Below are 25,414 nucleotides of genomic sequence, written 5' to 3'. Positions count from 1 at the left end.
TGGGTCTTTCGTTTGTTTGTGTGGTGGTGGTGCTTTTCTTTGTTTCCCTTTTCGTGGTGGCGCGTTGCGTTTTCCCCCCCCCCCCCCAGCGCGGCAAGTGGGACGCATGGAGATTGAAGCAGCCATGGCGCGGGGCATCGAGGATTGGCTTCGGCAGCAAGAGGCCATAGGCCACCACGACCGCAATATCGGCTTTTAGTGCTGCGAAGCGGCTTTGCTCTTCAACGGATTTCAGGATCTCCGGGCTCAAGACCGGCAGCCCCGCCGCCTCGGCCGCAAGCTGCACTGGGGACTTGCGCAAATTCATGCCCCGCCCGGCTGCGCGCGGCGGCTGGGTATAGACGGCGACGATCTCGTGCCCCGCTCCTAACAGCGCGGACAGTGTCGGCACGGCGAAATCGGGCGTGCCCATGAAGATCAGGCGCATGGAGGTCATGGGCCTCTTATGTCACCGCGACGGGTAAAGGGGCAATTACGCCTTATGGCGATAGAGACCCCATCGCACTGGCGGCGAGAAAGAGGACCGACAGGATGCCCTTCTCCACATTATGGCCCAATAGGCGGCCGAGGTCATAGAGGACATAGACGCCGAAGGTGAAGGCGAGGCCGAAGAGATAGGGTCGCCCCTTCACAGCGGCGAGGCAAGCCACGATGGCGACGGCGACTTCGAGCGCGATGGAGGCGATGAGGAGCCCCATGGCGTTACTCCCTGCTTGAGGGTCGGCTGCACGCTGATTAGCCCATGGCTTACAGCCGGTGAACTGGTAAAATGCGCAAATGACGAAAGCACAGTAAAGCAAATCCTCGACCGCTTCCTGACTTGGCCGTCCGAGCGCCAGACGGACCTCGCTGAAGTCGCACGACTGATGGAGGCTCAGGACATGAGCGCGCTGACGCTCAACGAGGAGCAAGCCAAAGAGGTGCGCCGACGGCTTGCCGAAAGCGAGCCGCAAACGCTTACACTCGCCGAGTTCAACACGCGGCTGCGCCAGCGCTACGGTGTCTGAAGGTTGTTCTTCACGCCGCGGCGGTGGAGGACCTCGATCGTAACTTTCGATGGATCGCGAAGGACGATTCATCAGCCACGGCCGCAATGGTCGCGCGAATCCGTGACCGGATTTCATTCTTGGAGATCGACGCTCTCGTCCAAATGGGACGTCCAGGTCTTGTCGCCGACACACGCGAGCCAATCGAGTATCCCTACATTATCATCTATCGATTTGACGCCGTGCGGCACGAGATTGTGGTTCTCGCCGTGCTGCATGGAGCGCAAGACCGTACACAAGAGGGCTAGAGCGCCTTCTCGGTGCGCTTTGCCTTGGTGAATTTCTTCACCACCATGTCGCGCTTCAGCCGCGACAGATAGTCGATGAAGAGCAGGCCTTCGAGGTGATCGATCTCGTGCTGCACGACGGTCGCCCAGATGCCTTCGAGCTCGGTCTCTTGCGCCTTGCCTTCTTTGTCAATGAAGGCGATGCGCACGCGCGCCGGTCGTTCGATCTCGGCGGTGAAGTCGGGAATGGAGAGGCAGCCCTCCTCGTGCAGGCGGAGCTCATCGGAGCGCTCCAGCAGTTTCGGGTTCACCATGACGAGCGGCGCCTTCTCGTCCTCGTCCTTGGTCGGATCCATGACGATGAGACGGCGCGAGATGCCGATCTGCGGCGCGGCGAGGCCAACGCCTGGGGCGTCGTACATGGTGGCGAGCATGTCATCTATAAGCCGGCGCAAGGGCTCGTCCACGCGCTCGACGGGCGCGGCTTGCCTGCGCAGGATCGGCTCGGGGATGGTGAGAATAGGAAGAATCGCCATTTGAGGCTGACATAAGTGTGCGCCGCGCGGCGGTCAACGTGCTGTAACGCTGCTTTCACAGATGAAAAGCCGCGGAGCACCCGCCGAAGGGCAACACGGGCTCCGGCCCTATCAAGAGGTTCCAAGAAGAGGGAGCGGCAAGGGTCAAGCGTTCCTGTTTTGGTCTCGGAGCCGGCCGAATCGGGCTATAGCTAAGGGGCCATGGACTTTCAGCCCATAGATGTAGGGTCGATCACGCTCGAGCCGGCGGTGCTTTTTCTCGCGCTCGCGGCCATCGTCACCCTTGTCCTCTGCGTGCTCGTGATCGCGCTCTTCGTGCATATGAGCCGGCGGAAGCAGGAGGCCGGCGCGCAGGACGCGCATCTTGCCGAGCTGAAGGGGCGGCTCCAGACACTGGCCGAGATCAGCATCTCGCGCCATGGCGACCTCGCCCGCGCCGTCAACGAGCGGCTCGACCGCATGACGCATCGCGTCGGCTCCGACCTGACCGAGACCTCGCGCAAGACCACAGACTCCATCGCCAAGCTCAACGAGCGGCTCGCGGTGATCGACACGGCGCAGAAGAACCTGACCGACCTCTCCAGCAACATGGTGTCGCTGAAAGAGATCCTCGCCAACAAGCAGTCGCGCGGCGCCTTCGGCCAGATCCGCATGGAGGCCATCATTCAGGATGGGCTGCCGAAAGGCAGCTACACCTTCCAGGCGACGCTCTCCAACGGCAAGCGCCCGGACTGCGTGCTGCATATGCCGAACAATGCGGGCAGCATCGTCATCGACGCCAAATTTCCGCTGGAAGGCTTCGAGGCGTTTCGCATCGCGCGGCGCGACGAGGAGAAGAAGGAAGCGTCGAAGCGCGTGCGGATCGACGTCGTCCGCCACATCGATGCAATGGCGGAGCGTTACTTCATCACCGGCGAAACGCAGGACACCGCGATCCTGTTCGTGCCGTCGGAGGCGATCTATGCCGATCTCTGCGAGCATTTCAGCGACGTCGTGCAGAAGGCACATCGTTCGCGCATCGTGATCTGCGCGCCGAACATGCTGATGCTCGCGGTGCAGACCATGCAAGCGATCCTGAAGGACGTGAAGATGCGCGAGCAGGCGCATCTCATCCAGCGCGAGGTGGTGACCTTGATGGAAGATGTCGGGCGCTTGCGCGACCGCGTGCTCGACCTGCAGCGCCATTTCGGCCAGGCCAATACCGACATCGAGAAGATCCTCACCTCATCGGACCGCGTCGCGTCGCGCGGGCGCAGGATCGAGACTTTGGATTTCGGCGCGGAGCCCGAGCAGATCGCGCCTAGCCCACGCAACGGCCACGACGCGCCGGCGGCGGCGCAAGCCCCGCCCCGCCCCAGCGCGGGCGAGCGCCAGCGCAATGGCGGCTTCCGCCAGCCGGACCTGCTCGCGGGCGAGTGAGGCCCGCATGTGGGAAGCAAGGCTGGTCGGCGGCGCAACAAGCATGGTCAATCTCATCATTCATGCCCTGCTGATGGCGATCGTGGTCCGGACCGTGCAGCGGCTCTCGGTGGCGCAGGGCTCGTTCATCTACGATCTCGTGCAGCGCACCGTCGTCATCGTCGCGACCGGGACCCTTCTCGTTGCCGGTCATTACGTCGAGGTCATTCTGTGGGCTTTTACCTACGGCTTGGCGGAGGCAGCGGCGCCGGGGACCGATCTCGTCTATTTCGCCTTCGGCAATTACACGACGCTCGGCTATGGCGACGTGCTGCCCGTGGAACGCTGGCAGATGCTCGGGCCGCTGACGGCGTTGAACGGCATCATGCTCATCGGCTGGTCGACGGCGGTCATTCTCGAAGTGCTGCGGCGGACAGACCACGGCGCCGTCAAGTCTCCGAAGACCGCGCCCGACACTGCGAAAAGCGGCTCCTAGAAGAAGCGGGCGCGTCTGCCGCGCGCGGTCTTTGCCGCCGCGCTCTTCTTCGCGCCTTTCTTGACTGAGGTTTTCTTCGCCGCCTCTGTCTTTTTGGCGGCCGCCCGTTTGCGCGCGGCTTTCGCTTTTAGCTCGCCATATTTCATGCCTTCGAGCTTGAGGCCGTCGGGGTCGAGGAAGAACACAACGTAATAGTCGTCGTAATACTCGTCGGCAGGGTCGACGATGGTGACGCCCTCCTGATGTAGGAACGCCTGCAAGCCGTCGACGTCCTTCCGGTTGCGCAGCTCGAACGCATAATGGTGAAAGCCGATATCCCGATGCGATAGGGATGCTCCTTGCCTGTCGCATCCGCCGGGACGATCCAGAAGCGCGTCTTGCCGTGGTCCAGCCCTTGGCGCCGGCATATTCGTCCAGCACCTTGAAGCCGAGAAAGCGGAACAGCCTGTCGTAAAAGGCTTTGGATGTTTCGTAATCGCCGACCCTTATGACGAGATGATCACCCGACCACGCGCATGACCATGGCTTTGCTCCTTTGTTTTCGAGGCACAACGCGCATGAGCCTATCCGTTTCCGCCTGACGCCATCACGCGGGGCTGCTATGTAGCGTCGCGATGGCCGTGACCGAGGGACGCGAGCGGGTAAGTTTGGGGGCTCGCTTTTTGCGGGCCGCCGCCGTTTTCTTCGACCGCCGCGTCCTCACCATCCTCGTGCTCGGCTTCTCCTCCGGGCTGCCGCTTGCGCTTTCGGGCTCCACACTGCTGCTGTGGATGAAGGATGTCGGCGTCGATCTCGGCACGATCGGGCTCTACGCGCTGGTCGGGCTGCCCTACACCATCAAGTTCCTCTGGGCGCCGATCGTAGACGCCTTCAAGGTGCCGTTGCTCAGCCGCGCGCTCGGCCACCGCCGCGGCTGGCTCGTGTTCTCCCAGCTTCTGCTCATGGTCGCGATCCTGCTGCTCGGCGCCCAGGATCCGCTGAAGGCGCCGCTGATGATCGCGGGCGCCGCCCTGATCGTGGCGGCGGCCTCGGCCACGCAAGACATCGTCATCGACGCATTCCGCGTGGAATATCTCAAGACCGACCAGCAGGCAGCCGGCATGGCCTATTTCGTCGCCGCCTATCGCATCGGGATGCTCGCCTCCACGGCCGGCGCGGTGGCGCTCGTCGCCTATCTCGAGGTGATCGGCGTCGATCGCGACATCGTCTGGTTCTACGGCTACGCGGCGATGGCGGCGCTGGTGCTCGTCGGCATGGCCGCCGCGCTCGCCGCAGAAGAGCCGCGCGAGAAGGAGCGCGAGGCCGAGGCTGAAGCGCTCGGCGAGCGCCAAGGCAACGCGCTCGCGCGCTTCGGCCGGACAGCCTACGACGCCTTCGCCGATTTCCTCACCAAACGCGACGCGCTGCTCATCCTCCTCTTCGTCATCGCCTACAAGCTCTGCGACACCTTCGCAGGCGTGATGACGGGGCCCTTCGTGCTCGCGATCGGCTTCGACAAAGCGAGCTACGCAGCCATCGTCAAAGGCGTGGGACTGATCGCGGCGCTGCTCGGCGGGCTCGCGGGCGGCATCATCGCGCGCGCGATGCCGCTGGCCGGCGCGCTCCTCATCGCGGGGCTGCTACAGATGTTCTCCAATCTCGCCTTTTCCTGGCAGGCTTGGATGGGCGTCAATCACGCTGCCCTTGCCGCCACGATCTCCATCGAGAATTTTACCGGTGCGATCGGGACGGTCGTGTTCGTCGCCTATCTCTCGGCGCTCTGCACCAGCCCCGCGCATACCGCCACGCAATTCGCGCTGCTCACGGCTTTGGCGGCCGTCGGGCGCACGACGCTGTCGGCGATGTCGGGCTTCGTCGCCGAGAGTACCGGCTGGATCTGGTTCTTCGCCCTCACCGCCTTTGCCGCCTTGCCCGGACTGCTGCTGCTTTGGGTTCTGCAACAACGCGGCGACTTCGCCGCCATCGACCGCCGCGAGCAACGGGAGGAGGACTCCTCATGACTTCATCGAGAAATCTTGTGTGGATTTTGGGCGTGGTGGCCGCTTTGGTGATCGGCGGATTGGTCGGGGTGTGGATAGGCGGCGAGATGGAGCAAGACGTGCTCGCCGATGTCTTTGCCCGCGCGGACCTCACCGCCGACTGCCGCGCGCAGATCGGCCGCTCCATGCAGCAGCTCATCGACGACTACGACGGCGGAGTTTTGGGGCCTTAGCCAGCCCGCAGGGCGGGCATATTATCTTCGCACAACTCATACTTGTATCCTCGTCTGAACGTGCTTCTGACCGGCGCTGCCACCATGACGCGCGGCGCGCTTTTTCTGACCAACGCCGAAACCGCCAAATTGCGGGAGCTGCTCGAGGGACCAATTTCTGCGCGCAAGAAATTCTTGCGCCACCTTTTGCTCAGGCTGAATACGCTCATTCTGCACCCCGGTCTTCCTCCGCATTTTCCGGATGACGCTACGATCGAGCACGTCTTGCCGCAGAAGCCGAACGGGAGGAGCCTATGGCTTGAAACTTATCCGAATGCGGGAAGCCGAAAGGCGCTCTGCGAACTCCTAGGCAATTATGCGCTGCTCACGGGCAAGATGAACACGTCGGCCCGGAACAACGACTTTGCGCAGAAGAAGCAGATCATTTTCGCGCTTTCCAATGTCAGCATGTTCCCCCTCACAGGCACGCTCGCCCGTTATGAGACGTGGACGGAGCGGGACATTCGCCATCGCCATGCCGTGATGATGCGGATGCTCCGGCAAATCCTGCCGATCTAACTCCCCGCAAGCCAATTGGCGCAGGCATCGCCGAGCTCGCGGCGCGCGATTTTCTCGTAGCGTGTGCTCTCGTTCTTGCTCAGCACATCCCGCCAGCGGCCGTTCACGCCCTTGTTGATGAAAGTGCCGGCGCCGCCCTGCCACAACGCGCCTTGATTGGGCACGGTCTTCGGCGCGCGCGTCTTCATGTAGTCGAACGAGCAGTGCTCCAGAATCCGAGGCAGGCTCCGCGCGTCGATAGGAATGTCGAGAAAGGCCGCGATCTTGCGGATGGCGCCTTCGGGATCGCGCTTCAGCTCGGCGAAATTGAGAAGCATCACGTTCGGCAGGTCCCGGATTTCCCACCAGCTCCCGACATGCTCGAAGAAGGACCAGAAGGGATAGCCATCGCCCTCCAGCCATTCGTGGAAATAGGCGCGAATGTCGGGGTTGGGTTTCTCGATGGGCGGGCCGACGCGGCCGGGCGTGTCGTTCAGCGCGCGGTACCAGGTTTCGTTGGCGTTCACGTGGTGATTGTAGAGGCTCCACAGCACGTCGCGGCCGTCGCGGCCGACATAGAAGTATTTCGCGCGTGGCGAGAAGACGAGCGCATCGACGGGAAGATGCGTCTTGATGAAGCGGCGATGGGTCTGCGCTTCGAGCGCCGCAAGCTTCACCTCTTTCGGCGGCACGCGAAGGTCGAGCCAGGGCGACATGTCGGAAACGGGCAGATCTTCGGCGCCGTCGAAGATGAGCTGGCTCACGATCTGCTGCACCCAGGTGGTGCCGGACTTCGCGTAGGTGGCGATGACGATATCGTCATCGCGGAACGGAAAGTCGTTCCAGGCCGTGGAATCGAAATGGTGGTTATGCAGCTCGCGCGTCTTCCGCGGCCACTCGCTCCCGCCGCTTTGCATCACATCACCTTGCGGGCCTTGACGGCCGCGGCGAGTGTGCCTTCATCGAGATAATCGAGTTCGCCGCCGATGGGCACGCCGTGGGCGAGACGCGACACGACGACGTTGCAGCCGGACAGGTGGTCGGTGAGGTAGTGCGCCGTGGACTGACCCTCCACCGTGGCGTTGAGGGCGAGAAGAATCTCGGTGACCTCCGGCGCTCCCGCGCGCTCGACGAGCCTGGCGATGAAAAGGTCCTCGGGGCCTACACCGTCGAGCGGCGACAGCGTGCCGCCGAGCACATGATACAGCCCGTTCAAGACGGCGGCGCGTTCCAGCGCCCAGAGATCGCCAACCTCCTCGACGACGCAGATAAGCGAGCGGTCGCGGGCGGGATCGCGGCAGAGCGTGCAGGCCGACATGGTGTCGATGTTCCCGCAATTGTCGCAGGTGACGATCGTATCACGTGTCTCGGCGAGAGCGGAGGCGAGCGGCCCCAGCAGCTGTTCCTTCTTCTTGACGAGATGCAGCGCCGCGCGCCGCGCCGAGCGAGGGCCAAGCCCCGGCAGGCGCGCCAGGAGCTGAATGAGACGTTCGATCTCGGGTCCCGCCGCTACCCGCGCCATTTTAGCAGGCCTTCCCGCGCACATGGCGCTTGTCCGCGCCTCGTCATGCCCGGACTTGATCCGGGCATCCTCGATTGGGCCGCACAAAAAGAAAGACGTGGATGGCCGGGACAAGCCCGGCCATGACCTGATGGGTGAAAACAGCTTCGCGCATCAAAACGGGTTCAGCCCGGGCGGCAGCGGCAGGCCTCCGGTGAGGCTCTTCATTTTTTGCTTCATCATCTCTTCGAGCTTGTCCTTGGCGTCGCTATGCGCGGCAACGATGAGGTCTTCCAGGATCTCTGCCTCGTCCGGCTTGATGAGGGACGGATCGATCTTGATGCCCATCAAATCGCCCTTGCCGTTGAGCGTGACAACGACAAGGCCCGCACCGGAGCGCCCCTCGCAGCGGGTGTTCTCCATCTCAGCCTGCATCTCGGCCATGCGGCCTTGCAACTCCTGGGCCTGCTTCATCATCTGCGTGAAGTTTTTCATCGGTTGGTTCCGTCCTCCGTGTACTCGTCCGGTTCGCCCGCCTGATCCTCCAGCCCCGGTTTCGGCGCGCTCGGCCGCACGGCGGCGATGCGGGCATCGGGGAAATGCTGGAGCACTTGCTTGACGGCGGGGTGCTGCTTGATCGCCTCCAGCTCGCGCGCCTCGCGCTCGCGGCGCTGCACGCCAAGAGGCGTCTGCCCCTCCTTGTCGCTGACGGCAACAATCCAGACCCGCCCGGTCCAGAGCTTCAGCTTGCGCATCAACTCCTGCGTCAGGTCGCGCGGCGCGGCCGGGAGCTGATTGAGCTCGAGATTGCCGGGCTTGAAATGGACGAGGCGCACCTGCTCCATCAGCGCGTTTTTGAGCTTGAGATCGCGCTTCTGGTCAGCCAGCGCCACGACATCGTCGAAGGAATTGAGGTCGGCAGAGGGCGCACCTTCCTCGGGGCCGGAAGGCGGAGCCTCAGCAAGCGGCGGCTCCGGCATGGGGGGTGCCATCGCCACAGGCTCTCGCTTGGGCGGCTGCGGAGGCGCCTGTCGCTCAACGGATTTCGTCTCGGGTGCGCGATCGGTTGGCAGCGCGCGCGCAAGCTCACCAGGCGGCGGCAGGTCGGCGGCGTAGGCAAGGCGCACCAGCACCATGTCGGCGGCCGCCAGCGGCCGGGGGCTCGACCGCACCTCGTCATAGCCCTTGATTAGCATCTGCCAGGCGCGCGCAAGCACCGGCATCGACAGCCGCTCGGCGAGGTCCAGCGCGCGGCTGCGCTCTGCCTCGCTCGCGGCGGGGTCCACGGCCCCGGTGCCGGCGGCCTTGATGCGGGTCACGGCATGGACGGCGTCGGCCAGGTCGGTGACGATCTGCCCGGGCTCCGCGCCGTCGCGATTGAGGAAGGCAAGCTCGGCGAGCGCCTTGCCGGTGTCGCCCGACAGCACGGTCTCGAGCAGGTCGAAGATGCGGCTCGCGTCCGCCAAACCCAGCAGCCCGCGCACGCCACCTGCCTCAAGCTTGCCGGAGCCGAAGGCGATGGCGCGGTCCAAGATCGAGAGCGCGTCGCGCACGGAGCCTTCGGCGGCACGCGCGATCAGCGTGAGCGCGGCGCGGTCGGCGGAGGCGCCTTCCTCAGCCACGACACGCGCGAGATGATCGGTCAGCTCGTCGACTTCGATGCGGCGCAGGTCGAAGCGCTGGCAGCGCGACAGCACCGTGACCGGAACCTTGCGCACTTCGGTGGTGGCGAAGATGAACTTCACATGCAGCGGCGGTTCCTCGAGCGTCTTCAGCAGACCGTTAAAGGCCTGCTTCGACAGCATGTGCACTTCGTCGACGATGTAGACCTTGTAGCGGGCGGTATTGGGCTTGTAGTGCGCGCTGTCGATGAGATCGCGCACGTCGTCGATGCCCGTGTGGGAGGCCGCATCCATCTCGATCACGTCGAGATGACGGCTCTCAAGGATGGCGCGGCAATGCACGCCCTCGCTCGCCATATCGAGCGTCGCCCCTGCGTCGCTGCCCTCCTGTTCGTAATTGAGCGCGCGCGCGATCAGCCTCGCTGTCGTCGTCTTGCCGACGCCGCGGACGCCGGTCAGCATATAGGCCTGCGCGATGTGGTTGGAGCTGAAGGTGTTGCGCAGCGTCTGCACCATGGCGTCCTGGCCGATCAGCTCGGCGAAACTCTGCGGCCGGTATTTGCGTGCGAGCGCAGTGTAGGCGGCAGCGGCAGCCGTAGAGGAGCCTTCCGCCTTGCCGGCGGCCGAGCCCTCGGCTGCTTTTTTCTTGCCTTTGTCCGATTCAGCCATCGAAGCCAACTTTCACGCCAAGGCTCTGCTTCAGCGGTCGGGCGATGCCGCGCATGGCCGCGCGACGGATGCGATAACGCAAGATGAGGTGGGAGGCTGGACAGACAACCCGCGAAGCGCTCGTTAGGGCTGCTTCCTTCCGGATCTGACCCGGTTGGCGAGGCACGCGCCTGCCGCCAACCTCCCGAGGCAGTATATCGGGGACAGGGGCTAAACTGGCAACCCGCCTTCGCTCGCTCAATCCGCCGCCTTCAAAGCGGCGCGGAAACGGCTCGTGGGATAGGTGCCAAGCACCAGGACCTCGCTCGTGAAGAAGCCGAGCTCCTCCATGGCGAGCGTCACGCGGCGCTCGTCGGGGTGGCCCTCGATATCGGCATAGAACATGGTGGCGTTGAACGAGCCTTCGAGCTGATAGGATTCGAGCTTCGTCATGTTGACGCCGTTGGTGGCAAAGCCGCCGAGCGCCTTGTACAGGGCGGCCGGCACGTTGCGCACGCGGAAGACGAACGTGGTGATGACCGGGCCGTCGCCTGCGGGTACGTCGACAGCCTTCGCGGCGAGAATCACGAAGCGTGTCGTGTTGTGCTCGGCATCCTCGATATCCGCGCGCGCGATCTCGAGCCCGTAGACCTCGGCGGCCAAAGCGGACGCGATCACGGCGGCCGTCTGGTCACCGGATTCGCGCAGCTCCCGCGCGGCACCCGCGGTGTCGGCCTCGGACACCGGCTTCAGCTTCAGCTCGCGGATGATCTTGCGGCATTGGCCAAGCGCCATGGTGTGGCTGTGCACAGTCTTGAGCGCGGCGAGCTTCACGCCCGGCAGAGTGAGGAGCTGATGGCGCACACGCTCGAAATGCTCAGCGACGATGAAGAGGCCTGAATCCGGCAGCAGATGGTGAATGTCGGCGACGCGGCCCGCCACCGAGTTCTCGATCGGGATCATGGCGAGCCGCCCCGCGCCGCCCTTCACGGCAGCCAGCGCGTCCTCGAAGGTCGGGCACGGCATGGCCTCCATCGCCGGATAGGCGTCGCGGCAGGCGAGATGCGAGTTGGCGCCGGGCTCGCCCTGGAAGGCGATTTTATTGGAGCGGGTTTTGGGCATGGTCTTCGGATTGCGGGCGGAAATCAGCGGCGGGATGTCAGGAGCTCACGCGCCCGCTCAAGGTCGTCCGGAGTATCGACACCGAGGGGAACGGTGTCAACGAGACCGACGTGAATGCGCATGCCGTCCTCGAGAGCGCGAAGCTGCTCAAGCTTCTCGCGGGTTTCGAGCGGCGACGGCGGCAGCGAGACAAAGCGCTGCAGAGCGGCGCGCGTGTAAGCGTAGATGCCGATATGATGGTAGAGCGGCCCATCGCCATAGGGCGCCGTGGCGCGCGTGAAATACAGCGCACGCAGCGTGGCAGGACGATCCGCAAGGGGCGTGCCCACGACCTTCACGACATTCGGATTGCTGCGCTCCTCGTCGCGTGTGATCTGCGCGGCGATGGTGCCGATATCGGCGCCGGCGAGCGCGCCGAGGCACGCTCGCACAAGGGCGGGATCCAGCGTGGGAAGATCGCCCTGCACATTGACCACGGTCTCGACGCTCTGGTCGTGGTCGAACAGCCGCACGGCCTCGAAAATCCGGTCCGAGCCGCTGGCATGATCCGCCCGCGTCATCAAGGCTTCGCCGCCCGCGACCGCGATGACGTCGCGCACCGCCTCGTCGTCGGTTGCGACCACAACGGGTCCGCAATCGGCAGCAACGGCGCGCCGCCAAACATGCACGATCATGGGTTCGCCGCCGATATCCGCCAACGGCTTATTCGGCAGGCGGGTGGCCTTCATTCTGGCCGGGATGACGATCAGACAGCTTGACATAAGGCTCTGTTAGCACCGGCAAACATGGGACCGCCACACTTGCACAAAGGGCAAAAGGCTCAAGTTGCAACAGGCCGGTACCCTCTATAGTCTCACGCCGCGCAGCAAGAGCTACAGCAAGTAGCCTGGCCTGGGGGAGGAAAAGTCGACCATGAAGTACTACCGCTACAATCAAATTGCCATGGCCGTGCTGGGCGCACTGCTGCTCTTTTTCGGCACGCGAACGTTGATCAACATCGCCTTCGAAGAGCATGAGCCAGAGAAGCCCGGCTACGAGGTTGCAGGCACGGAGAAGAAGGAAGGCGAAGACGGCAAGGGCGCGGCGGGCGGCGAGGAAGCCGCCTTGATCGCAGCGTTGGCCACCGCCGACGCCGCGCGCGGCGGCGACGTCTCCAAGAAATGCGCCGTGTGTCACGGCTTCGATAAAGGCGGTCCGAACATGATCGGCCCGAACCTGTATGGCGTGCTCGGCCGCGATATCGCGTCGCATGAAGGCTACGAATATTCCGCGGCGCTCCAGGCCAAGGAAGGCAACTGGGACTATCTCAGCATCGACGAGATGGTGCACAGCCCCAACATCTTCGCGCCCGGCACCAAGATGGCGCTGTTCCCCGGCCTGCCCGACATCAAGCAGCGCGCGGACCTCTTGATGTTCATTCGCACCAAGACCGACAACCCTCCGCCGCTGCCTGAGGCCCCCGCGGCCGCGGCCGCACCTGAAGGCGGCGCGCCTGCCGGCAAGGAAGCGGGCAAAGGCGAGGCCGCCGCCGGCTCGCCGATCCTCGCGCTCATCGCCACGGCCGATGCCAAGCAGGGCCAGGCAGACGCTGCGCTTTGCAAGGTGTGCCACAGCTTCGAGAAAGGCGGCGCGACGCTGGTCGGTCCCAATCTGTACGGCGTTATCGGCCATACGATCGCGGGGCATGAGGGCTTCAACTACACGCCTGCACTGAAGGCGCATGAGGGTGTGTGGAGCTACGAGAATCTCGATCCTTGGCTCAAGAATCCGCAGGCCTTCGCGCCGGGCACGATGATGGCTTTCCCGGGCGTTGCGGATGACAAGAAGCGTGCAAACATCATCGCCTATCTGCGCGAAAACAGCGACAGCCCGGCGCCTCTGCCTGAGGCCGGCGGGGAGAAGAGTGCCGCACCGGCTGCGAACACGCCCGCGCCCGCGCCAGCCGCGGAAGGCGAGGCAGCCCCCGCCGCCGAGACGCCGGCTGCACCTGCGCCGGCGCCTGACGCCTCGCCGTCACCGCCGAAAGATCTCACGCCGGAGCCCGCCGCACCGGCTTTCCCGCCCGCGCCGCCGGCCGCGGAGAGCACGCCTCCCGCCGAGGCCACGCCTCCCGCCGCGGAGAGTGCTCCGCCGGCCGAGGCGACGCCTCCTGCCGCCGACACGACGAAATCGCTGTCTGAGGAGCCGGCCGCATCGGATGGCGCCGCACCGTCAATGGGCGAGCCCCCTTCCCCGTCGCAGCCGCAGCCGGTCTATCCGGGCGGCCTCTAGGCCCGTCAGGGCGAGCGGTACGGCCAACAGGAGCCGCTCGGCATAGGACGCAAGCAAAGGCAGCCCACGCGGGCTGCTTTTTTTGCTGGCCAGGCCACCGCGCATTTTTGGCGCTTTCCGGCCCTCGCACGTGCTCAAATGACCGATTATTCATTTGGCTGCGCCGGTTCCCATGATAAACCCAGGCGGACCAAGGGGCGCATGCCTTGAGGCGGGCCCAAATGCAGCGTGAGGCTGTTCCAACAGTAGCCATCCCTCTTTCCGATGGAGCCCGTTTGGCCCCCATGCCCTATCTTCGCTCTGCAATCCCCCTGCTCCTCGCCGGCGTCCTCGCCGGCTCGGCTTTCGCCCAAGACGCGCCGGTTCAGCACCATGCGCTCTCCCTAATCGGCGAGCCGAAATACAAGGCCGATTTCACCCATTTCAACTACGTCAATCCTGATGCGCCCAAAGGCGGTGTCGTGCGCCTCGCCGATATAGGCGGCTATGATAGCCTCAACCCCATTCTCTACAAGGGCGAGGCTGCGGCTGGGGTCGGGCTCGTCTACGAGACCCTGATGAGCGACAGCATCGATGAGCCGTCGACATCGTATGGGTTGATCGCGGAAACGGCGTCCTATCCGGCGGACTATTCCTCCGTCACCTTCAAGCTGCGCAAAGAAGCGCGCTGGCACGACGGCACGCCCATCACACCTGACGACGTGATCTACAGTCTCGGCATCAGCAAGGAGGCCAATCCGCGCCTCGGCCTCTATTACAAGAACGTGACCAAGGCGGAGGTCACGGGCGACTACGAGGTGACGTTCACCTTCGACGTGAAGAACAACCGCGAGCTGCCGATGATCTTGGGTCAGCTCACGATCCTGCCGAAACATTACTGGACGGGCAAAGACGCCAGCGGCAACGCCCGCGATCCCTTGGCGACGACGCTCGAGCCCCCGCTCGGCTCAGGTCCCTACCGCATCGAGGAGGTGAAGCCTGGCCGCTCCATCGCGTTCGAGCGGGTGACGGATTATTGGGGCAAGGATCTGCCCGTCAACAAAGGGCAGTGGAACTACGACGAGATTCGCTTCGAATATTATCGCGACCAGACCGTTGCGTTCGAGAGCTTCAAGGCCGGCAATCTCGACTATTGGCAGGAGTCGAGCGCGAAGAGCTGGGCTACGGCCTACGATTTCGCCGCCGTGAAAGACGGCCGCATCAAGCGCCAGGAAGTGGAGATCAAGCGCACGCAGCCCATGCAGGCCTTCGTCTTCAATGTGCGGCGTCCGCAATTCACCGATCGCCGCGTGCGGCAGGCGTTCAACCTCGCTTACGATTTCGAGTGGGCCAACAAGAATTTGTTCTACGGCCAATATGAGCGGGTCGGCAGCTATTTCCAGAACAGCGAGCTCGCTGCGCCCGCCGAACTGCCGCAAGGCGCGGAGCTTGCGATCCTGAACGAGGTGAAGGATCAGGTGCCGCCGGAAGTCTTCACCGACGTGCACCGCAATCCGATTAACAGCACGACCGACGATAATCGCGCCAATCTGCGCAAGGCGGTGCAGCTGCTGAAGGAGGCCGGCTACGAGATCAAAAACGGCGTGCTCGTCAGCACCAAGACCGGGCAGCAGATGACGGTCGAGTTTCTGATCGTCTCGCCGCTGTTCGAGCGCATCGTGCAGCCTTATCTCCAGGCGCTTCAGCGGCTCGGCATCAAGGGCACGCTCCGGCTCGTGGACACCGCGCAATATACGCGGCGGCTGAACAGCTTCGATTACGACATCGTGGTCGGCAATTTTGCGCAGTCGAATTCGCCCGGCAACGAGCAGCGCGACTATTGGGGCAGCGAGGCGGCCGGCCGCGAGGGCAGCACCAATCTCATCGGCATCAAAGATCCTGCCATCGACAAGCTCGTCGATAGGGTGATCTTCGCCAAGGACAGGGACGAACTGGTCGCCGCCACCCGGGCGTTGGACCGCGTTCTCCTCTGGAACGACTTCGTGGTGCCGCAATGGTTTTCGCCGGAAGTGCGGATCGCCTATTGGAATCGTTATGGGCAGCCGGAGACTTTGCCGGGCCTGACCCCTGGCTTCTTGCAAGTCTGGTGGTATCACAAGGCCGAGACCCTGCGGGAGCCGTCATAGCGCCGATGCATCGTGATCGCCCGGAAACACTAAGGTTTTTCGTTGGAGCCCTGTTGCTCCTCGTGCTCGCCGTGGCGGTGGCACCAGGCAGCGCGGCAGAACGCAAGCATGGGCTTTCGGCCTTCGGCGACCTCCGCTACCCCGCCGATTTCAAGAATTTCGCCTATGCCAATCCCGATGCCCCCAAAGGCGGCGCCTTCTCGCTCGTCGGCTGGGGCGGCGTCACCACCTTCAACAGCCTCAACAACTACATTCTGAAAGGCGACGCGGCGCAGGGCCTCGAAGTTCTGTTCGACTCGCTGATGGTGCCTGCCGCCGACGAGCCGGACGCCGTCTATGGCCTGGTCGCCGAGAGCGGCGAGGTCGCCGACGACGGCATGAGCGTTACCTTCTACCTGCACCCCGAAGCCCGCTTCAGCGACGGCAGTCCCGTCAGGGCGGAGGACGCCGTCTATTCCTTCGAGGCGCTCAAGACCAAAGGGCATCCGCTCTTTGGGCAGATGCTGCAAGACGTGGTGACGGCAGAAGCCATCGACCCCGCCACGGTGCGTTACACGTTCAAGGGCGATCTCGTGCGCGACCTGCCGCTCACGGTCGCAGCGCTCCCGATCTTCTCAAAGACCTATTACGCCACGAAGCCTTTCGACGAGACGACGCTCGACCCACCGCTCGGATCCGGCCCCTATGTTGTCGACAAGATCGCGCAAGGCCGCAGCATCGTCTACCGGCGGAACCCGGATTATTGGGCCAAGGACCTGCCCGTTAATCGCGGGCGCTGGAATTTCGACTCCGTCACTTACGAATATTTCCGCGACCGCACGGCGGGCATGGAGGGGTTCAAGGCCGGCGCCTACGATCTGCGCGAAGAATTCACCGCGAAGGTGTGGTCCAACGAATATGATTTCCGGGCCATCCGCGACGGCAAGGTGAAGAAGGAGACGCTTCCCGACGAGACACCGTCGGGCACGCAAGGCTTCTTCATCAATACGCGGCGCGAGCGGCTGAAAGACCCCCGCGTGCGCCAGGCGCTCGATCTCGCTTTCGATTTCGACTGGACCAACCGCAACATTTTCTACGGGCTCTATCAGCGCACCGAGAGCTACTTCGAGAACTCTCCCATGAAGGCGGCGGGTGAGCCCTCCGCTGCGGAGCGAACACTGCTGGAGGGCCTCGGCGTGCCGGTGCCGGAAGGCGCGCTGAAGGCCGTCTACCTGCCGCCAAAAACCGACGGCTCGGGTCAAGACCGCAAATTGCTCCAGGAGGCCGGCAAGCTGCTCGACGCGGCCGGCTGGACCGTCAAGGACGGCAGGCGCGTGAATGACAAGGGCGAACCGCTCAAGGTCGAGATTCTGATGTTCGAGCCGACCTTTGAGCGCGTCAACGCGCCTTATCTCAAGAACCTGAAGCTGCTCGGCATCGATGCGCATATGCGCATGGTCGACCCCGCGCAGTATCAGCAGCGATTGAAGGACTTCGATTTCGACGTCACGACGCAGCGTTATGCGATGCGCAACACGCCCGGCGTGGAGCTGCGCAGCTATTTTGGCTCCGACGCGGCGAAGATGGACGGCTCCCTCAATCTCGCCGGTATCGAAGATCCCGCGGTGGATGCGCTGATCGAGCGCGTCATCGCCGCCAAGAACCGGGACGAGCTCACCACCGCGTCGCGTGCGCTCGACCGCGTGCTGCGGGCGCAGCATTATTGGGTGCCGCATTGGTATAAGGCGTCACACAATATCGCCTATTGGGACAAGTTCTCGAGGCCCGAGACGAAGCCGCGCTTCGACCGCGGCATCCTCGATACCTGGTGGTTCGACAAGGAAAAGGCCGCCAATCTCAAGACCGCCGCGGCCCCGCCGAAAGCGAGCCTGAGCGCGGCAACCGAATTTGCCGACAAGACCGAAACCGGCAAGCCGCATATCCGCGGCGTCGTGTTCGCGATCGCGCTGCTCGGCCTTGTGATCGTGGTGTTTCTGTTCGTCAGAGCGAAGCGAGCCGCCCGCAAGAAATGACCGCCTATATCCTGCGCCGACTGCTGCTGATCATCCCCACCATGCTCGGCATCATGCTGGTGACGTTCGTCGTGGTGCAGTTTGCGCCGGGCGGACCGGTGGAACGCGTCATCGCGCAGCTGACCGGGACCGACGTGGCGGCCACGGCCAAGTTCAGCGGCGGCGGCGGCGACATGGCGGGCGCCGGCCGCGCGGGCCAGGGCGTGCCGGGCGACATCGCCTCCCCGTCCAAATATCGCGGCGCGCAAGGCCTCGACCCGGAATTCATCAAATCCCTGGAAAAGCAGTTCGGCTTCGACAAGCCGGCCTATGAGCGCTTCGGCCTTATGGTCTGGAATTATCTCCGCTTCGATTTCGGCGAGAGCTATTTCCGCGACACGAGCGTGCTGTCGCTTGTCGCTGAGCGTATGCCGGTCTCCATTTCGCTCGGCTTGTGGATGACGCTCATCTCCTACGCGATCTCGATTCCGCTCGGCATCCGCAAGGCCGTGCGCGACGGCTCCGAGTTCGACGTGTGGTCGAGCAGCGTCATCGTGATCGGGTATGCGATTCCCGGCTTCCTCGTCGCGGTGTTCCTGATCGTGCTGTTCGCCGGCGGGTCTTTCATGCAGATCTTCCCCTTGCGCGGCCTCACCTCCGACAACTGGTCGTCGCTGCCCTGGCCGGAGAAGATCCTCGATTATTTCTGGCACTTGGTGCTGCCGCTGATCGCGATGTCGCTGTCGGCCTTCGCCACGATCACCTTCCTCACCAAGAATTCGTTCCTAGAGGAGATCAAGAAGCAATATGTGATGACGGCGAAGGCTAAGGGGCTGACCGAGCATCAGGTGCTCTATGGCCATGTCTTCCGCAACGCCATGCTCATCATCATCGCAGGCTTTCCCGGCGCGTTTATCGGCGCGTTCTTCGCGGGCTCGCTCCTGATCGAGACGATCTTCACCCTCGACGGGCTCGGGCTGCTCGGCTTTGAGTCCGTGATGAACCGGGACTACCCCGTCGTGTTCGCCACCGTCTACATCTTCTCGCTGCTCGGCCTCGTCATCAATCTGATCTCCGACCTCACCTATACCTGGGTCGATCCGCGCATCGATTTCGAGACGCGCGAGGTCTAGGGATGGACGCGCCCACCGACACCACACTCATCGAGGAAGTCGCGGCGCGCGGCATTCCACGCAAGCGGCCGTGGCTATCGGTCCTACAGCGGCGGCGCTGGGAGATCTTCCGCGCCAACCGGCGGGGCTACTGGTCGCTCTGGATCTTTCTTGCGCTGTTCGTACTCAGCCTGTTCTCGGAGTTCATCGCCAACGACAAGCCGCTGCTGGTGAAATATGAAGGCCAGTATTATGTGCCGATCTTCAATGCCTATCCGGAGACGGCGTTTGGCGGCATTTTCGAGACCGAGGCGGATTATCGCGATCCCGTCGTCAAGGATCTGATCAAGGACAGCGGCGGCTGGATGATCTGGCCGCCGATCCATTTTTCCTACAATACGCAGAACAAGAACCCGCCAATGCCCTTTCCGGCGAAGCCCACCTGGCTGCTTACCGCGGAGGACTGCAAGCTCGCGGTGGAACGGGACTTCCATCCCTGCAACGACACGCTGGAATGGAACTGGCTCGGCACCGACGATCAGGGCCGCGATGTCGTCGCGCGCATCATTTACGGCTTCCGCCTGTCGGTCCTGTTCGGGCTCACGCTGACGCTGTTCTCCTCGCTGATCGGGGTCACCGCGGGTGCCGTCCAGGGCTATTTCGGCGGCTGGACCGATCTCATGTTCCAGCGCTTCATCGAAATCTGGACCAGCGTTCCGCAGCTCTATCTGCTCATCATCATCGCAGCCGTGATCGAGCCCAATTTCTGGATTCTGCTCGGCATCCTCTTGGCGTTCTCGTGGGTGGCGCTGGTGGGCGTGGTACGCGCCGAATTCCTGCGCGCGCGCAACTTCGAATATGTCACCGCGGCCCGCGCGCTCGGCCTCTCCAACATGAAGATCATCTTCAAGCATCTGTTGCCGAACGCGATGGTGGCGACGCTCACCTTCATGCCCTTCATTCTCAACGGTTCGATCACCACGCTCACGTCGCTCGACTTTCTCGGCTTCGGCCTGCCGCCGGGATCGACTTCGATCGGCGAGCTCTTGGCGCAAGGCAAGGACAATCTGCAAGCGCCGTGGCTCGGGCTCACCGCCTTCTTCGTCATCGCGCTCATGCTGTCCCTGCTCATCTTCATCGGCGAGGCGGTGCGTGATGCGCTCGACCCGCGCAAGACGCTGGCGAGGTCGTGATGCACGACTCGCACGATCATGGCCACGCCCGTACCCACGGCAGCGACGCCAATGAGCGCCGCATGGGCTATGCCGCGCTTCTCACCGGGGCCTTCGTGTTCGCCGAGGTCGCCGGCGGTATCGTCTCCGGCTCGCTCGCGCTGTTGGCCGATGCCGGCCACATGCTCACCGACTTTGCCTCCTTGGCGCTCGCGTGGTTCGCCTTCCGGCTAGCGCGGCGTCCCGCGGACTGGCGGCGCACCTACGGCTTCGACCGCTTTCAGGTGCTGGTTGCGTTCACCAACGGGATCGCTCTCTTCGCCATCGCGGCTTGGATCGTCTACGAGGCCATCGAGCGCCTGTCCGCGACGCCACATGTGTCCGGCGGCATCATGGTGGTGGTCGCCACGCTCGGCCTTGCCGTCAATCTCGGCGCGTTCTGGCTGCTGCAAGGGGCGGACCGCGAGAATCTGAATGTGCGCGGCGCCGCGATCCATGTGCTCGGCGATCTCCTCGGCTCCGTCGCCGCATTGATCGCTGGAGCGGTGATTCTCGCCACCGGTTGGACGCCCATCGATCCAGTGCTCTCCCTCGTCGTCGCCGCCATCATCGTGCGGAGCGGCTGGCAAGTCGTCGCCGACGCCGGTCACATCCTGCTGGAGGGCGCACCGACCGAGGTGGACACGCGCGCCATCGGCCCCGACCTTGTCGCCAATGTCCCGGGATTGAAAGAGGTTCACCATGTGCATGTGTGGTCGATCACTCAGGCGCGGCGCATGGTGACGCTGCATGCCTGCATGCGGGAGACGCAGGACTCCGACCTCCTCGTAAAAGGCATCAAGGCGCGGCTGAAAGACCGCTTCGGCCTCGATCACGCCACGGTCGAAATCGAGCGCGGCGAATGCGCGGACGAGCAGGCGAAAGCATGACCAAAGCCACGCCGCGCAAGACTGCAGCGACCAAGACAGCAGCAACCAAGAGGGCCGCGAGCAAGTCTGCGCCACGCAAGACCGCCCCACGGAAAACTGCGCCGTCCAAAACACCGCCGGCCAAGACGCCGCGTGACGGCGGCGAACTGGTGCGGGTCGACGATCTCTCGGTCACGTTCCGCAACGGCGACAACGTGACCGAGGCCGTGCGGCATGTGTCCTTCGACATCAAGAAGGGCGAGACCGTGGCGCTCGTGGGAGAGTCCGGTTCCGGCAAGACCGTGACGGCGCTCTCGATCCTGCGCCTGCTCCCCTACCCGTCCGCGACGCATCCCTCGGGCGCGATCTCCTTCAAGGGCGAGGATGTGCTGGCGCTGCCGCCCGAGGCTCTCCGCCGCATTCGCGGCAACCAGATCTCGATGATCTTCCAGGAGCCGATGACCTCACTCAATCCGCTGCACACGATCGAGCAGCAAATCGCGGAGATTCTAAAGATCCATCGCGGCATGTCGGACCGCGCGGCGCGCGTCCGCGTGCTCGATCTTCTGGAAAAGGTTGGCATCGACGATCCCAAGGGCCGGCTCAGCGCCTATCCGCATCAGCTGTCCGGCGGCCAGCGCCAGCGTGTGATGATCGCCATGGCGCTCGCGAACGAGCCGGACCTGCTCATCGCCGACGAGCCCACCACCGCACTCGACGTGACGATCCAGGCGCAGATCCTCGACCTGCTTCTGAAGCTCAAGGACGAGTTCAACATGGCGATGCTGCTCATCACCCACGATCTCGGTATCGTGCGCAAGATGGCGGACCGCGTCTGCGTGATGAATAATGGGGAGATCGTGGAGCGGGGCGTGACCCGCGATATCTTCTCGAACCCGCAACATCCCTACACCAAGCATCTGCTGGCCTCGGAGCCCAAGGGCTCGCCGCCCCCCGCCGACGCGAACGCGCCGGTCATCCTGGAGACCAAGGATTTGAAGGTGTGGTTTCCAATCAGGCGCGGTTTCCTGCGCCAGATCGTCGGTTACATCAAGGCCGTCGACGGTGTCGATCTCGCGGTGCAGGAGGGCCAGACACTCGGCGTCGTGGGCGAGTCCGGCTCCGGCAAGACCACGCTCGGCCACGCGCTGCTTCGCCTCATCTCCAGCGAAGGCCCGATCGTCTATCTCGGCAGCCGCATCGATGGCCTCGACTCCAAGGCGATGCGCCCGCTCCGGCGCGACATGCAGATCGTGTTCCAGGATCCCTACGGCTCGCTCAGTCCCAGGCTTTCGGTGAGCCAGATCATCGAGGAGGGCCTGCTGATCCAGCAGCCTGGGCTTAAGCGCGAGGAGCGGCGGAACCGGGTCTCGCAGGCGCTGCGCGAAGTCGGGCTCGATCCAGCCTTGCAAGACCGTTATCCACACGAATTCTCAGGCGGCCAGCGCCAGCGCATCGCCATCGCCCGCGCGCTCGTGCTGGAGCCGAAATTCCTGATCCTCGACGAGCCAACCTCGGCGCTCGACGTTTCGGTGCAGGCGCAGATCGTCGACCTGCTGCGCGAGCTACAGCGCAAGCACAAGCTCGCTTACGTCTTCATAAGCCACGATCTCAAAGTCGTGCGGGCGCTCGCCAATTCCATCATCGTGATGCGGAACGGCAAGGTCGTCGAGCAAGGGACCGCGCAAGAGGTCTTCGCGCACCCCAAGACGGACTACACCAAGGCCCTGCTCGCCGCGGCCTTCGCGCTCGAGGCCGTCGGCAGTGCCGCCGTCGCGACGTAGCAGCCCGAACTCGCCGGAACCAACCTTCAGGGCCTGCGTTCCAACCGCGCTTCAATCAACAGGCAGGACCATAACCATGCGCGGAATTCTTCTCTGGCTGGTCGGGATTCCGATCCCATCACCATTCTTCTCTATCTTCTCAACGTTCTCTAATTTGAAAGACGGCGAACGCCGGTCACGTCGCTGCCAAGCGCCGCTTTGATGCGCGCCTTGGCGAGGTCCAGCGGTTCGCGCTCGACCGCCATGTGATAGGCGTTGGCATGGAGAAGATCAGTCGGGCTCACCATGATGCCCACATGACCTTCCCAAAACACCAAATCGCCGCGACGAAGTTTAAGGGCGTCCCGTATATCGACGGGGCGCCCATATTCTTGCGCCTGCATATCGGCGTCGCGCGGACATTTGAGGCCGGCCGCTTCGGCGGCGAGCTGCACCAGTCCCGAGCAATCGAGGCCGATGCTCGTGCGTCCGCCCCAGAGATAGGGCGCGCCCAGGAAGGCTTCCGCGACCGCGACAGGATCGGGGGAAAAGGTGGCGATCGGGGTGGCATGACCGGCAAAGACAAAGCCGCCTTGAAGGCTGAGAAACTTGCCCTCCTCGCCGGTTGCCGTCACGGCGGCGTTGAGGCTCAGCAGGGACAGCGGCACCGACTTGCCGTCGGGCCTTGAGAAAACATAGGTCCTGAGCGCGGCGATGCGATGCGTCGGCGGCGCGATGTTGGCGGTCAGGCCGTCGCCGGGGATGTAGCCGACATAGCCGTCCCGCTCGAGTTGCACCCAGGCCCAGCCTTCCTCCTCATCCAGCAAGGTCAGGGTCTCGCCGAGCAGCGCCTCGCTCTCCAGGCGCGAATCCCCGCGCGGCTCGCGGCGCAGCGGCAGCACGGGCGCTTTGACCTGGCGGCGCTCTCCGCTCACGTAGCGCGCGGCTTTGACGTGATGGCGGAGCGAGTCGTGGGCGAGGTCGTCGCGGTAGGCGTGGCGGCGGGGGTCGGGAAGGACGCCGTTGATCACGACCCGAGCTCTTCGCGGAAGAAGGCGAACAGGGCGCGCGCCGCCTACGGCTCGCCGCCTTTCGGGCGTCCGGGCTGCTCGGCCGGAACCCAGCCGAAAATGTCGAGATGCGCGAAACGCTTCGCCTTGGAGACGAAGCGCTTGAGAAACAGAGCGGCCATGATAGAGCCGGCATAGGCGCCGTCGGCGATGTGGTTCACGTCTGCGATGGAGCTTGCGAGCTTCTTGTCATAAGGCGCCCAGAACGGCATGCGCCACAAAGGATCGCCGACCGCCTCGCCGTGACCGAGCAGGCTCGCGGCCAACGCGTCGTCATTGCTGAAAAGAGGCGGCAGGTCGGGCCCGAGCGCGACGCGCGCCGCGCCCGTCAGCGTGGCAATGGTAATCAGGTAATCCGGCGCCTCCTCGTCGGCGAGGCTGATGGCGTCGGCGAGCACGAGACGCCCTTCGGCGTCGGTGTTGCCGATCTCCACGGTCATGCCGTTCCGGCTCGGTAGCACATCGCCCGGACGGAAGGCGTTGCCGGCGATCGCATTGTCGGCGGCGGGGATCAGAACTCGCAAGCGAACCGGCAGCTTCGCGCGCATGACGAGAAGCGCGAAGGACAGCGCCGCGGCCGCGCCGCCCATGTCCTTCTTCATCTGGAGCATGGCGCTCGCCGGCTTGATGTCGAGGCCGCCGGTATCGAAGCAGATGCCCTTGCCGATGATCGTCACCTTCGGCGCATGCTCGGAGCCCCAATGCAGGTCGATGAGGCGCGGGGCGCGGTCGCTGGCGCGGCCCACGGCGTGGATCATCGGGAAGTTATCGGCAAGCAGGCCTGAGCCTTCGGTGACCTTGATGCTGCCGCCATATTCATTGGCAAGCTCGCGCGTGGCAGCTTCGAGTTCCGCGGGGCCGAAATCGTTGGCGGGCGTGTTGATGAGGTCGCGGCCGAGATAGAGCGCTTCCGCCAGAGCCAGGACTCGATCGCGGTCGAGGCCCTCCGGCATGACGAGACGCTTCGGCTTTGCTTGCCCGTCATCCTTGTAGCGGCTGAAACGATAAAGACCGGCGAGGAAGCCGAGCACCGCAAGTTCTGGATCGTCGAGCTTGGAGGCGAAGCGGTAGGTGGCGCCCGGCAGCGTTCCCGGCAGCACGCCCGTCAGAAGCGGCGCTTTCACCGCACCATTGCTTCCGGTGCCGAGAAGTACGGCCGCGATGCCGCCGTCGCTCTCGGGAAGGAGAAGGACAGACCCTTGCTTCGGCGACCAGTCGCGCGCTTCGACCCAGCGCCGTTGCGCGTCGGTCAGGTCCTTGAGCGCAGCGTCGCCGTTGCCGCCGATGAGCCAGATGGGAACGGCGTCGGGTGCATCCTCCGGCGGGAGGAGAGCTGCCGCTACGCGGCGCGCGGACTGGAGCGTTTTGATTTTTGGCATCGAGGCGAGGATGAACGAAGCTTGATGAGCGCGGACATTAATGGCAGGGGAGTGCGGCAATGACAATGCTTTGAGGCGCGGCATGGGCACTCCTTCCTATACCCTCGTGATCGGGGACAAGACCTTCTCCTCCTGGAGCCTTAGGCCCTGGCTCGCGCTCAAGCAGTGCGGCATCCCGTTCACCGAGATCTGCATCAGGCTGCGGCAGCCTGAGAGCAAGGCGGCGATCCTGCGCCACTCTCCCGCCGGCAAGGTGCCGGTGCTCAGGGCCGACGAG

At 64.1% G+C, this 25,414-nt stretch carries 28 protein-coding genes, 1 other RNA gene and 1 pseudogene; 15 read left to right on the top strand and 15 right to left on the bottom strand.

Features of this window, described 5'->3' with window-relative positions; genetic code table 11:
- The coding region (locus tag ACR2J1_RS00195; protein WP_434017323.1) for a methionyl-tRNA formyltransferase at nucleotides 1-436 on the bottom strand (436 nt) is incomplete at its 3' end.
- A 43-nt stretch (nucleotides 437-479) separates the two neighbouring features.
- Nucleotides 480-698, bottom strand: coding sequence for a hypothetical protein (locus tag ACR2J1_RS00190; RefSeq protein WP_434017322.1), 219 nt, complete (start codon nucleotides 696-698; stop codon nucleotides 480-482).
- Nucleotides 699-881: 183 nt separating this feature from the next.
- On the opposite strand from ACR2J1_RS00190, the gene ACR2J1_RS00185 reads away from it, so the two are divergent.
- Entirely contained in the window at nucleotides 882-1,007 is a 126-nt protein-coding gene (locus ACR2J1_RS00185; protein WP_434017321.1) for a hypothetical protein, read from the top strand.
- Entirely contained in the window at nucleotides 1,004-1,294 is a 291-nt protein-coding gene (locus tag ACR2J1_RS00180) for a type II toxin-antitoxin system RelE/ParE family toxin (protein ID WP_434017325.1), read from the top strand. Before ACR2J1_RS00185 ends, ACR2J1_RS00180 begins: the two co-directional genes overlap by 4 nt.
- On the opposite strand, the gene def is transcribed toward ACR2J1_RS00180, so the two are convergent.
- Nucleotides 1,291-1,809, bottom strand: a complete 519-nt coding sequence (gene def, locus ACR2J1_RS00175; RefSeq protein ID WP_434017320.1) for a peptide deformylase — start codon at nucleotides 1,807-1,809, stop codon at nucleotides 1,291-1,293. The two genes, ACR2J1_RS00180 and def, sit on opposite strands and share 4 nt — an antisense overlap.
- Nucleotides 1,810-2,010: 201 nt before the next feature.
- Between def and ACR2J1_RS00170 the strand changes: the two genes are divergently transcribed.
- Both ACR2J1_RS00170 and ACR2J1_RS00165 read left to right on the top strand, forming a co-directional pair.
- Nucleotides 2,011-3,228, top strand: a complete 1,218-nt coding sequence (locus ACR2J1_RS00170) for a DNA recombination protein RmuC (protein WP_434017319.1) — start codon at nucleotides 2,011-2,013, stop codon at nucleotides 3,226-3,228.
- 7 nt (nucleotides 3,229-3,235) lie between these two features.
- Nucleotides 3,236-3,703 (top strand): potassium channel family protein, encoded by a 468-nt coding sequence (locus tag ACR2J1_RS00165; protein ID WP_434017318.1) that lies wholly within the window; start codon nucleotides 3,236-3,238, stop codon nucleotides 3,701-3,703.
- On the opposite strand, the gene ACR2J1_RS00160 is transcribed toward ACR2J1_RS00165, so the two are convergent.
- A complete protein-coding gene (locus ACR2J1_RS00160) occupies nucleotides 3,700-4,110 on the bottom strand; it encodes a VOC family protein (protein ID WP_434017317.1) in 411 nt (136 codons plus the stop codon). The two genes, ACR2J1_RS00165 and ACR2J1_RS00160, sit on opposite strands and share 4 nt — an antisense overlap.
- 22 nt (nucleotides 4,111-4,132) lie before the next feature.
- Nucleotides 4,133-4,255: pseudogene (locus ACR2J1_RS00155) on the bottom strand (VOC family protein); the annotation flags it as partial.
- A 62-nt stretch (nucleotides 4,256-4,317) separates the two neighbouring features.
- On the opposite strand from ACR2J1_RS00155, the gene ACR2J1_RS00150 reads away from it, so the two are divergent.
- The 3 genes from ACR2J1_RS00150 to ACR2J1_RS00140 are packed head-to-tail and all read left to right on the top strand — an operon-like array spanning nucleotide 4,318 to nucleotide 6,473.
- On the top strand, nucleotides 4,318-5,703 hold the full coding sequence (locus tag ACR2J1_RS00150; protein ID WP_434017316.1) for an AmpG family muropeptide MFS transporter: 1,386 nt from the start codon (nucleotides 4,318-4,320) through the stop codon (nucleotides 5,701-5,703).
- On the top strand, nucleotides 5,700-5,915 hold the full coding sequence (locus ACR2J1_RS00145) for a hypothetical protein (RefSeq protein ID WP_434017315.1): 216 nt from the start codon (nucleotides 5,700-5,702) through the stop codon (nucleotides 5,913-5,915). Before ACR2J1_RS00150 ends, ACR2J1_RS00145 begins: the two co-directional genes overlap by 4 nt.
- 42 nt (nucleotides 5,916-5,957) lie before the next feature.
- Nucleotides 5,958-6,473, top strand: a complete 516-nt coding sequence (locus ACR2J1_RS00140) for an HNH endonuclease family protein (protein WP_434017314.1) — start codon at nucleotides 5,958-5,960, stop codon at nucleotides 6,471-6,473.
- Here ACR2J1_RS00140 and ACR2J1_RS00135 read toward each other — a convergent pair.
- From ACR2J1_RS00135 to ACR2J1_RS00105, 7 genes are all read right to left on the bottom strand, one after another.
- The gene (locus tag ACR2J1_RS00135) at nucleotides 6,470-7,369 is read right to left on the bottom strand and encodes a sulfotransferase domain-containing protein (protein ID WP_434017313.1); all 900 of its coding nucleotides are present in this window, start codon (nucleotides 7,367-7,369) and stop codon (nucleotides 6,470-6,472) included. The genes ACR2J1_RS00140 and ACR2J1_RS00135 overlap by 4 nt on opposite strands.
- Nucleotides 7,369-7,974: a recombination mediator RecR gene (recR, locus tag ACR2J1_RS00130; protein WP_434017312.1), complete on the bottom strand. Its 606-nt coding sequence runs from the start codon at nucleotides 7,972-7,974 to the stop codon at nucleotides 7,369-7,371. Before recR ends, ACR2J1_RS00135 begins: the two co-directional genes overlap by 1 nt.
- A 153-nt stretch (nucleotides 7,975-8,127) precedes the next feature.
- Nucleotides 8,128-8,448: a YbaB/EbfC family nucleoid-associated protein gene (locus ACR2J1_RS00125; RefSeq protein ID WP_434017311.1), complete on the bottom strand. Its 321-nt coding sequence runs from the start codon at nucleotides 8,446-8,448 to the stop codon at nucleotides 8,128-8,130.
- Nucleotides 8,445-10,244 (bottom strand): DNA polymerase III subunit gamma/tau, encoded by a 1,800-nt coding sequence (locus tag ACR2J1_RS00120; protein WP_434017310.1) that lies wholly within the window; start codon nucleotides 10,242-10,244, stop codon nucleotides 8,445-8,447. Before ACR2J1_RS00120 ends, ACR2J1_RS00125 begins: the two co-directional genes overlap by 4 nt.
- A gap of 88 nt (nucleotides 10,245-10,332) precedes the next feature.
- Nucleotides 10,333-10,429: signal recognition particle sRNA small type (gene ffs / locus ACR2J1_RS00115), an RNA gene on the bottom strand.
- Nucleotides 10,430-10,481: 52 nt separating this feature from the next.
- Nucleotides 10,482-11,345, bottom strand: coding sequence for a prephenate dehydratase (locus ACR2J1_RS00110; RefSeq protein WP_434017309.1), 864 nt, complete (start codon nucleotides 11,343-11,345; stop codon nucleotides 10,482-10,484).
- A gap of 23 nt (nucleotides 11,346-11,368) precedes the next feature.
- A complete protein-coding gene (locus ACR2J1_RS00105) occupies nucleotides 11,369-12,106 on the bottom strand; it encodes a 3-deoxy-manno-octulosonate cytidylyltransferase (RefSeq protein WP_434017308.1) in 738 nt (245 codons plus the stop codon).
- Nucleotides 12,107-12,257: 151 nt separating this feature from the next.
- Between ACR2J1_RS00105 and ACR2J1_RS00100 the strand changes: the two genes are divergently transcribed.
- From ACR2J1_RS00100 to ACR2J1_RS00075, 6 genes are all read left to right on the top strand, one after another.
- Nucleotides 12,258-13,616, top strand: a complete 1,359-nt coding sequence (locus tag ACR2J1_RS00100; RefSeq protein WP_434017307.1) for a c-type cytochrome — start codon at nucleotides 12,258-12,260, stop codon at nucleotides 13,614-13,616.
- A gap of 284 nt (nucleotides 13,617-13,900) precedes the next feature.
- Complete coding sequence (locus ACR2J1_RS00095; protein ID WP_434017306.1) at nucleotides 13,901-15,742, top strand: extracellular solute-binding protein; 1,842 nt, start codon at nucleotides 13,901-13,903, stop codon at nucleotides 15,740-15,742.
- 62 nt (nucleotides 15,743-15,804) lie between these two features.
- The gene (locus tag ACR2J1_RS00090; protein WP_434017324.1) at nucleotides 15,805-17,754 is read left to right on the top strand and encodes an extracellular solute-binding protein; all 1,950 of its coding nucleotides are present in this window, start codon (nucleotides 15,805-15,807) and stop codon (nucleotides 17,752-17,754) included.
- Complete coding sequence (locus tag ACR2J1_RS00085; RefSeq protein ID WP_434017305.1) at nucleotides 17,751-18,866, top strand: microcin C ABC transporter permease YejB; 1,116 nt, start codon at nucleotides 17,751-17,753, stop codon at nucleotides 18,864-18,866. The genes ACR2J1_RS00090 and ACR2J1_RS00085 overlap by 4 nt, the downstream gene beginning before the upstream one ends.
- 2 nt (nucleotides 18,867-18,868) lie before the next feature.
- Entirely contained in the window at nucleotides 18,869-20,038 is a 1,170-nt protein-coding gene (locus tag ACR2J1_RS00080) for an ABC transporter permease (RefSeq protein ID WP_434017304.1), read from the top strand.
- Entirely contained in the window at nucleotides 20,038-20,946 is a 909-nt protein-coding gene (locus tag ACR2J1_RS00075) for a cation diffusion facilitator family transporter (protein ID WP_434017303.1), read from the top strand. The genes ACR2J1_RS00080 and ACR2J1_RS00075 overlap by 1 nt, the downstream gene beginning before the upstream one ends.
- Here ACR2J1_RS00075 and ACR2J1_RS00070 read toward each other — a convergent pair.
- A complete protein-coding gene (locus tag ACR2J1_RS00070) occupies nucleotides 20,855-21,175 on the bottom strand; it encodes a pentapeptide repeat-containing protein (protein WP_434017302.1) in 321 nt (106 codons plus the stop codon). The two genes, ACR2J1_RS00075 and ACR2J1_RS00070, sit on opposite strands and share 92 nt — an antisense overlap.
- Here ACR2J1_RS00070 and ACR2J1_RS00065 point away from each other — a divergent pair.
- Nucleotides 21,096-22,709: an ABC transporter ATP-binding protein gene (locus tag ACR2J1_RS00065; RefSeq protein ID WP_434017301.1), complete on the top strand. Its 1,614-nt coding sequence runs from the start codon at nucleotides 21,096-21,098 to the stop codon at nucleotides 22,707-22,709. The genes ACR2J1_RS00070 and ACR2J1_RS00065 overlap by 80 nt on opposite strands.
- Before the next feature lie 149 nt (nucleotides 22,710-22,858).
- Here the strand turns inward: ACR2J1_RS00065 and ACR2J1_RS00060 are convergent, their stop codons facing one another.
- Together ACR2J1_RS00060 and ACR2J1_RS00055 are read right to left on the bottom strand one after the other, a co-directional pair.
- Nucleotides 22,859-23,719: an NlpC/P60 family protein gene (locus ACR2J1_RS00060; RefSeq protein ID WP_434017300.1), complete on the bottom strand. Its 861-nt coding sequence runs from the start codon at nucleotides 23,717-23,719 to the stop codon at nucleotides 22,859-22,861.
- 44 nt (nucleotides 23,720-23,763) lie between these two features.
- Nucleotides 23,764-25,221 (bottom strand): leucyl aminopeptidase family protein, encoded by a 1,458-nt coding sequence (locus ACR2J1_RS00055; protein WP_434017299.1) that lies wholly within the window; start codon nucleotides 25,219-25,221, stop codon nucleotides 23,764-23,766.
- Here ACR2J1_RS00055 and ACR2J1_RS00050 point away from each other — a divergent pair.
- Nucleotides 25,220-25,414, top strand: a 195-nt coding sequence (locus ACR2J1_RS00050; RefSeq protein WP_434017298.1) for a glutathione S-transferase N-terminal domain-containing protein, incomplete at its 3' end; no start/stop codon positions are given. The two genes, ACR2J1_RS00055 and ACR2J1_RS00050, sit on opposite strands and share 2 nt — an antisense overlap.

It is taken from the genome of Methyloceanibacter sp., assembly GCF_050999895.1.
Taxonomy (GTDB): domain Bacteria; phylum Pseudomonadota; class Alphaproteobacteria; order Rhizobiales; family Methyloligellaceae; genus Methyloceanibacter.
This window is presented reverse-complemented; position numbering and strand designations above follow the sequence as displayed.

Bases quoted from the DNA above. Each gene is read 5' to 3' on its own strand.
- ACR2J1_RS00160 (WP_434017317.1), bottom strand. From the start codon at position 4,110: ATGCCGGCGCCAAGGGCTGGACCACGGCAAGACGCGCTTCTGGATCGT.
- ACR2J1_RS00055 (WP_434017299.1), bottom strand. From the start codon at position 25,221: ATGCCGCGCCTCAAAGCATTGTCATTGCCGCACTCCCCTGCCATTAAT.
- ACR2J1_RS00100 (WP_434017307.1), top strand. From the start codon at position 12,258: ATGAAGTACTACCGCTACAATCAAATTGCCATGGCCGTGCTGGGCGCA.
- ACR2J1_RS00095 (WP_434017306.1), top strand. From the start codon at position 13,901: ATGCCCTATCTTCGCTCTGCAATCCCCCTGCTCCTCGCCGGCGTCCTC.
- ACR2J1_RS00165 (WP_434017318.1), top strand. From the start codon at position 3,236: ATGTGGGAAGCAAGGCTGGTCGGCGGCGCAACAAGCATGGTCAATCTC.
- ACR2J1_RS00070 (WP_434017302.1), bottom strand. From the start codon at position 21,175: ATGTCGAAGGACACATGCCGCACGGCCTCGGTCACGTTGTCGCCGTTG.
- ACR2J1_RS00190 (WP_434017322.1), bottom strand. From the start codon at position 698: ATGGGGCTCCTCATCGCCTCCATCGCGCTCGAAGTCGCCGTCGCCATC.
- def (WP_434017320.1), bottom strand. From the start codon at position 1,809: ATGGCGATTCTTCCTATTCTCACCATCCCCGAGCCGATCCTGCGCAGG.
- ACR2J1_RS00075 (WP_434017303.1), top strand. From the start codon at position 20,038: ATGCACGACTCGCACGATCATGGCCACGCCCGTACCCACGGCAGCGAC.
- ACR2J1_RS00185 (WP_434017321.1), top strand. From the start codon at position 882: ATGAGCGCGCTGACGCTCAACGAGGAGCAAGCCAAAGAGGTGCGCCGA.
- ACR2J1_RS00170 (WP_434017319.1), top strand. From the start codon at position 2,011: ATGGACTTTCAGCCCATAGATGTAGGGTCGATCACGCTCGAGCCGGCG.
- ACR2J1_RS00135 (WP_434017313.1), bottom strand. From the start codon at position 7,369: ATGCAAAGCGGCGGGAGCGAGTGGCCGCGGAAGACGCGCGAGCTGCAT.
- ACR2J1_RS00105 (WP_434017308.1), bottom strand. From the start codon at position 12,106: ATGTCAAGCTGTCTGATCGTCATCCCGGCCAGAATGAAGGCCACCCGC.
- ACR2J1_RS00125 (WP_434017311.1), bottom strand. From the start codon at position 8,448: ATGAAAAACTTCACGCAGATGATGAAGCAGGCCCAGGAGTTGCAAGGC.
- ACR2J1_RS00085 (WP_434017305.1), top strand. From the start codon at position 17,751: ATGACCGCCTATATCCTGCGCCGACTGCTGCTGATCATCCCCACCATG.
- ACR2J1_RS00080 (WP_434017304.1), top strand. From the start codon at position 18,869: ATGGACGCGCCCACCGACACCACACTCATCGAGGAAGTCGCGGCGCGC.
- ACR2J1_RS00145 (WP_434017315.1), top strand. From the start codon at position 5,700: ATGACTTCATCGAGAAATCTTGTGTGGATTTTGGGCGTGGTGGCCGCT.
- ACR2J1_RS00150 (WP_434017316.1), top strand. From the start codon at position 4,318: ATGGCCGTGACCGAGGGACGCGAGCGGGTAAGTTTGGGGGCTCGCTTT.
- recR (WP_434017312.1), bottom strand. From the start codon at position 7,974: ATGGCGCGGGTAGCGGCGGGACCCGAGATCGAACGTCTCATTCAGCTC.
- ACR2J1_RS00120 (WP_434017310.1), bottom strand. From the start codon at position 10,244: ATGGCTGAATCGGACAAAGGCAAGAAAAAAGCAGCCGAGGGCTCGGCC.
- ACR2J1_RS00110 (WP_434017309.1), bottom strand. From the start codon at position 11,345: ATGCCCAAAACCCGCTCCAATAAAATCGCCTTCCAGGGCGAGCCCGGC.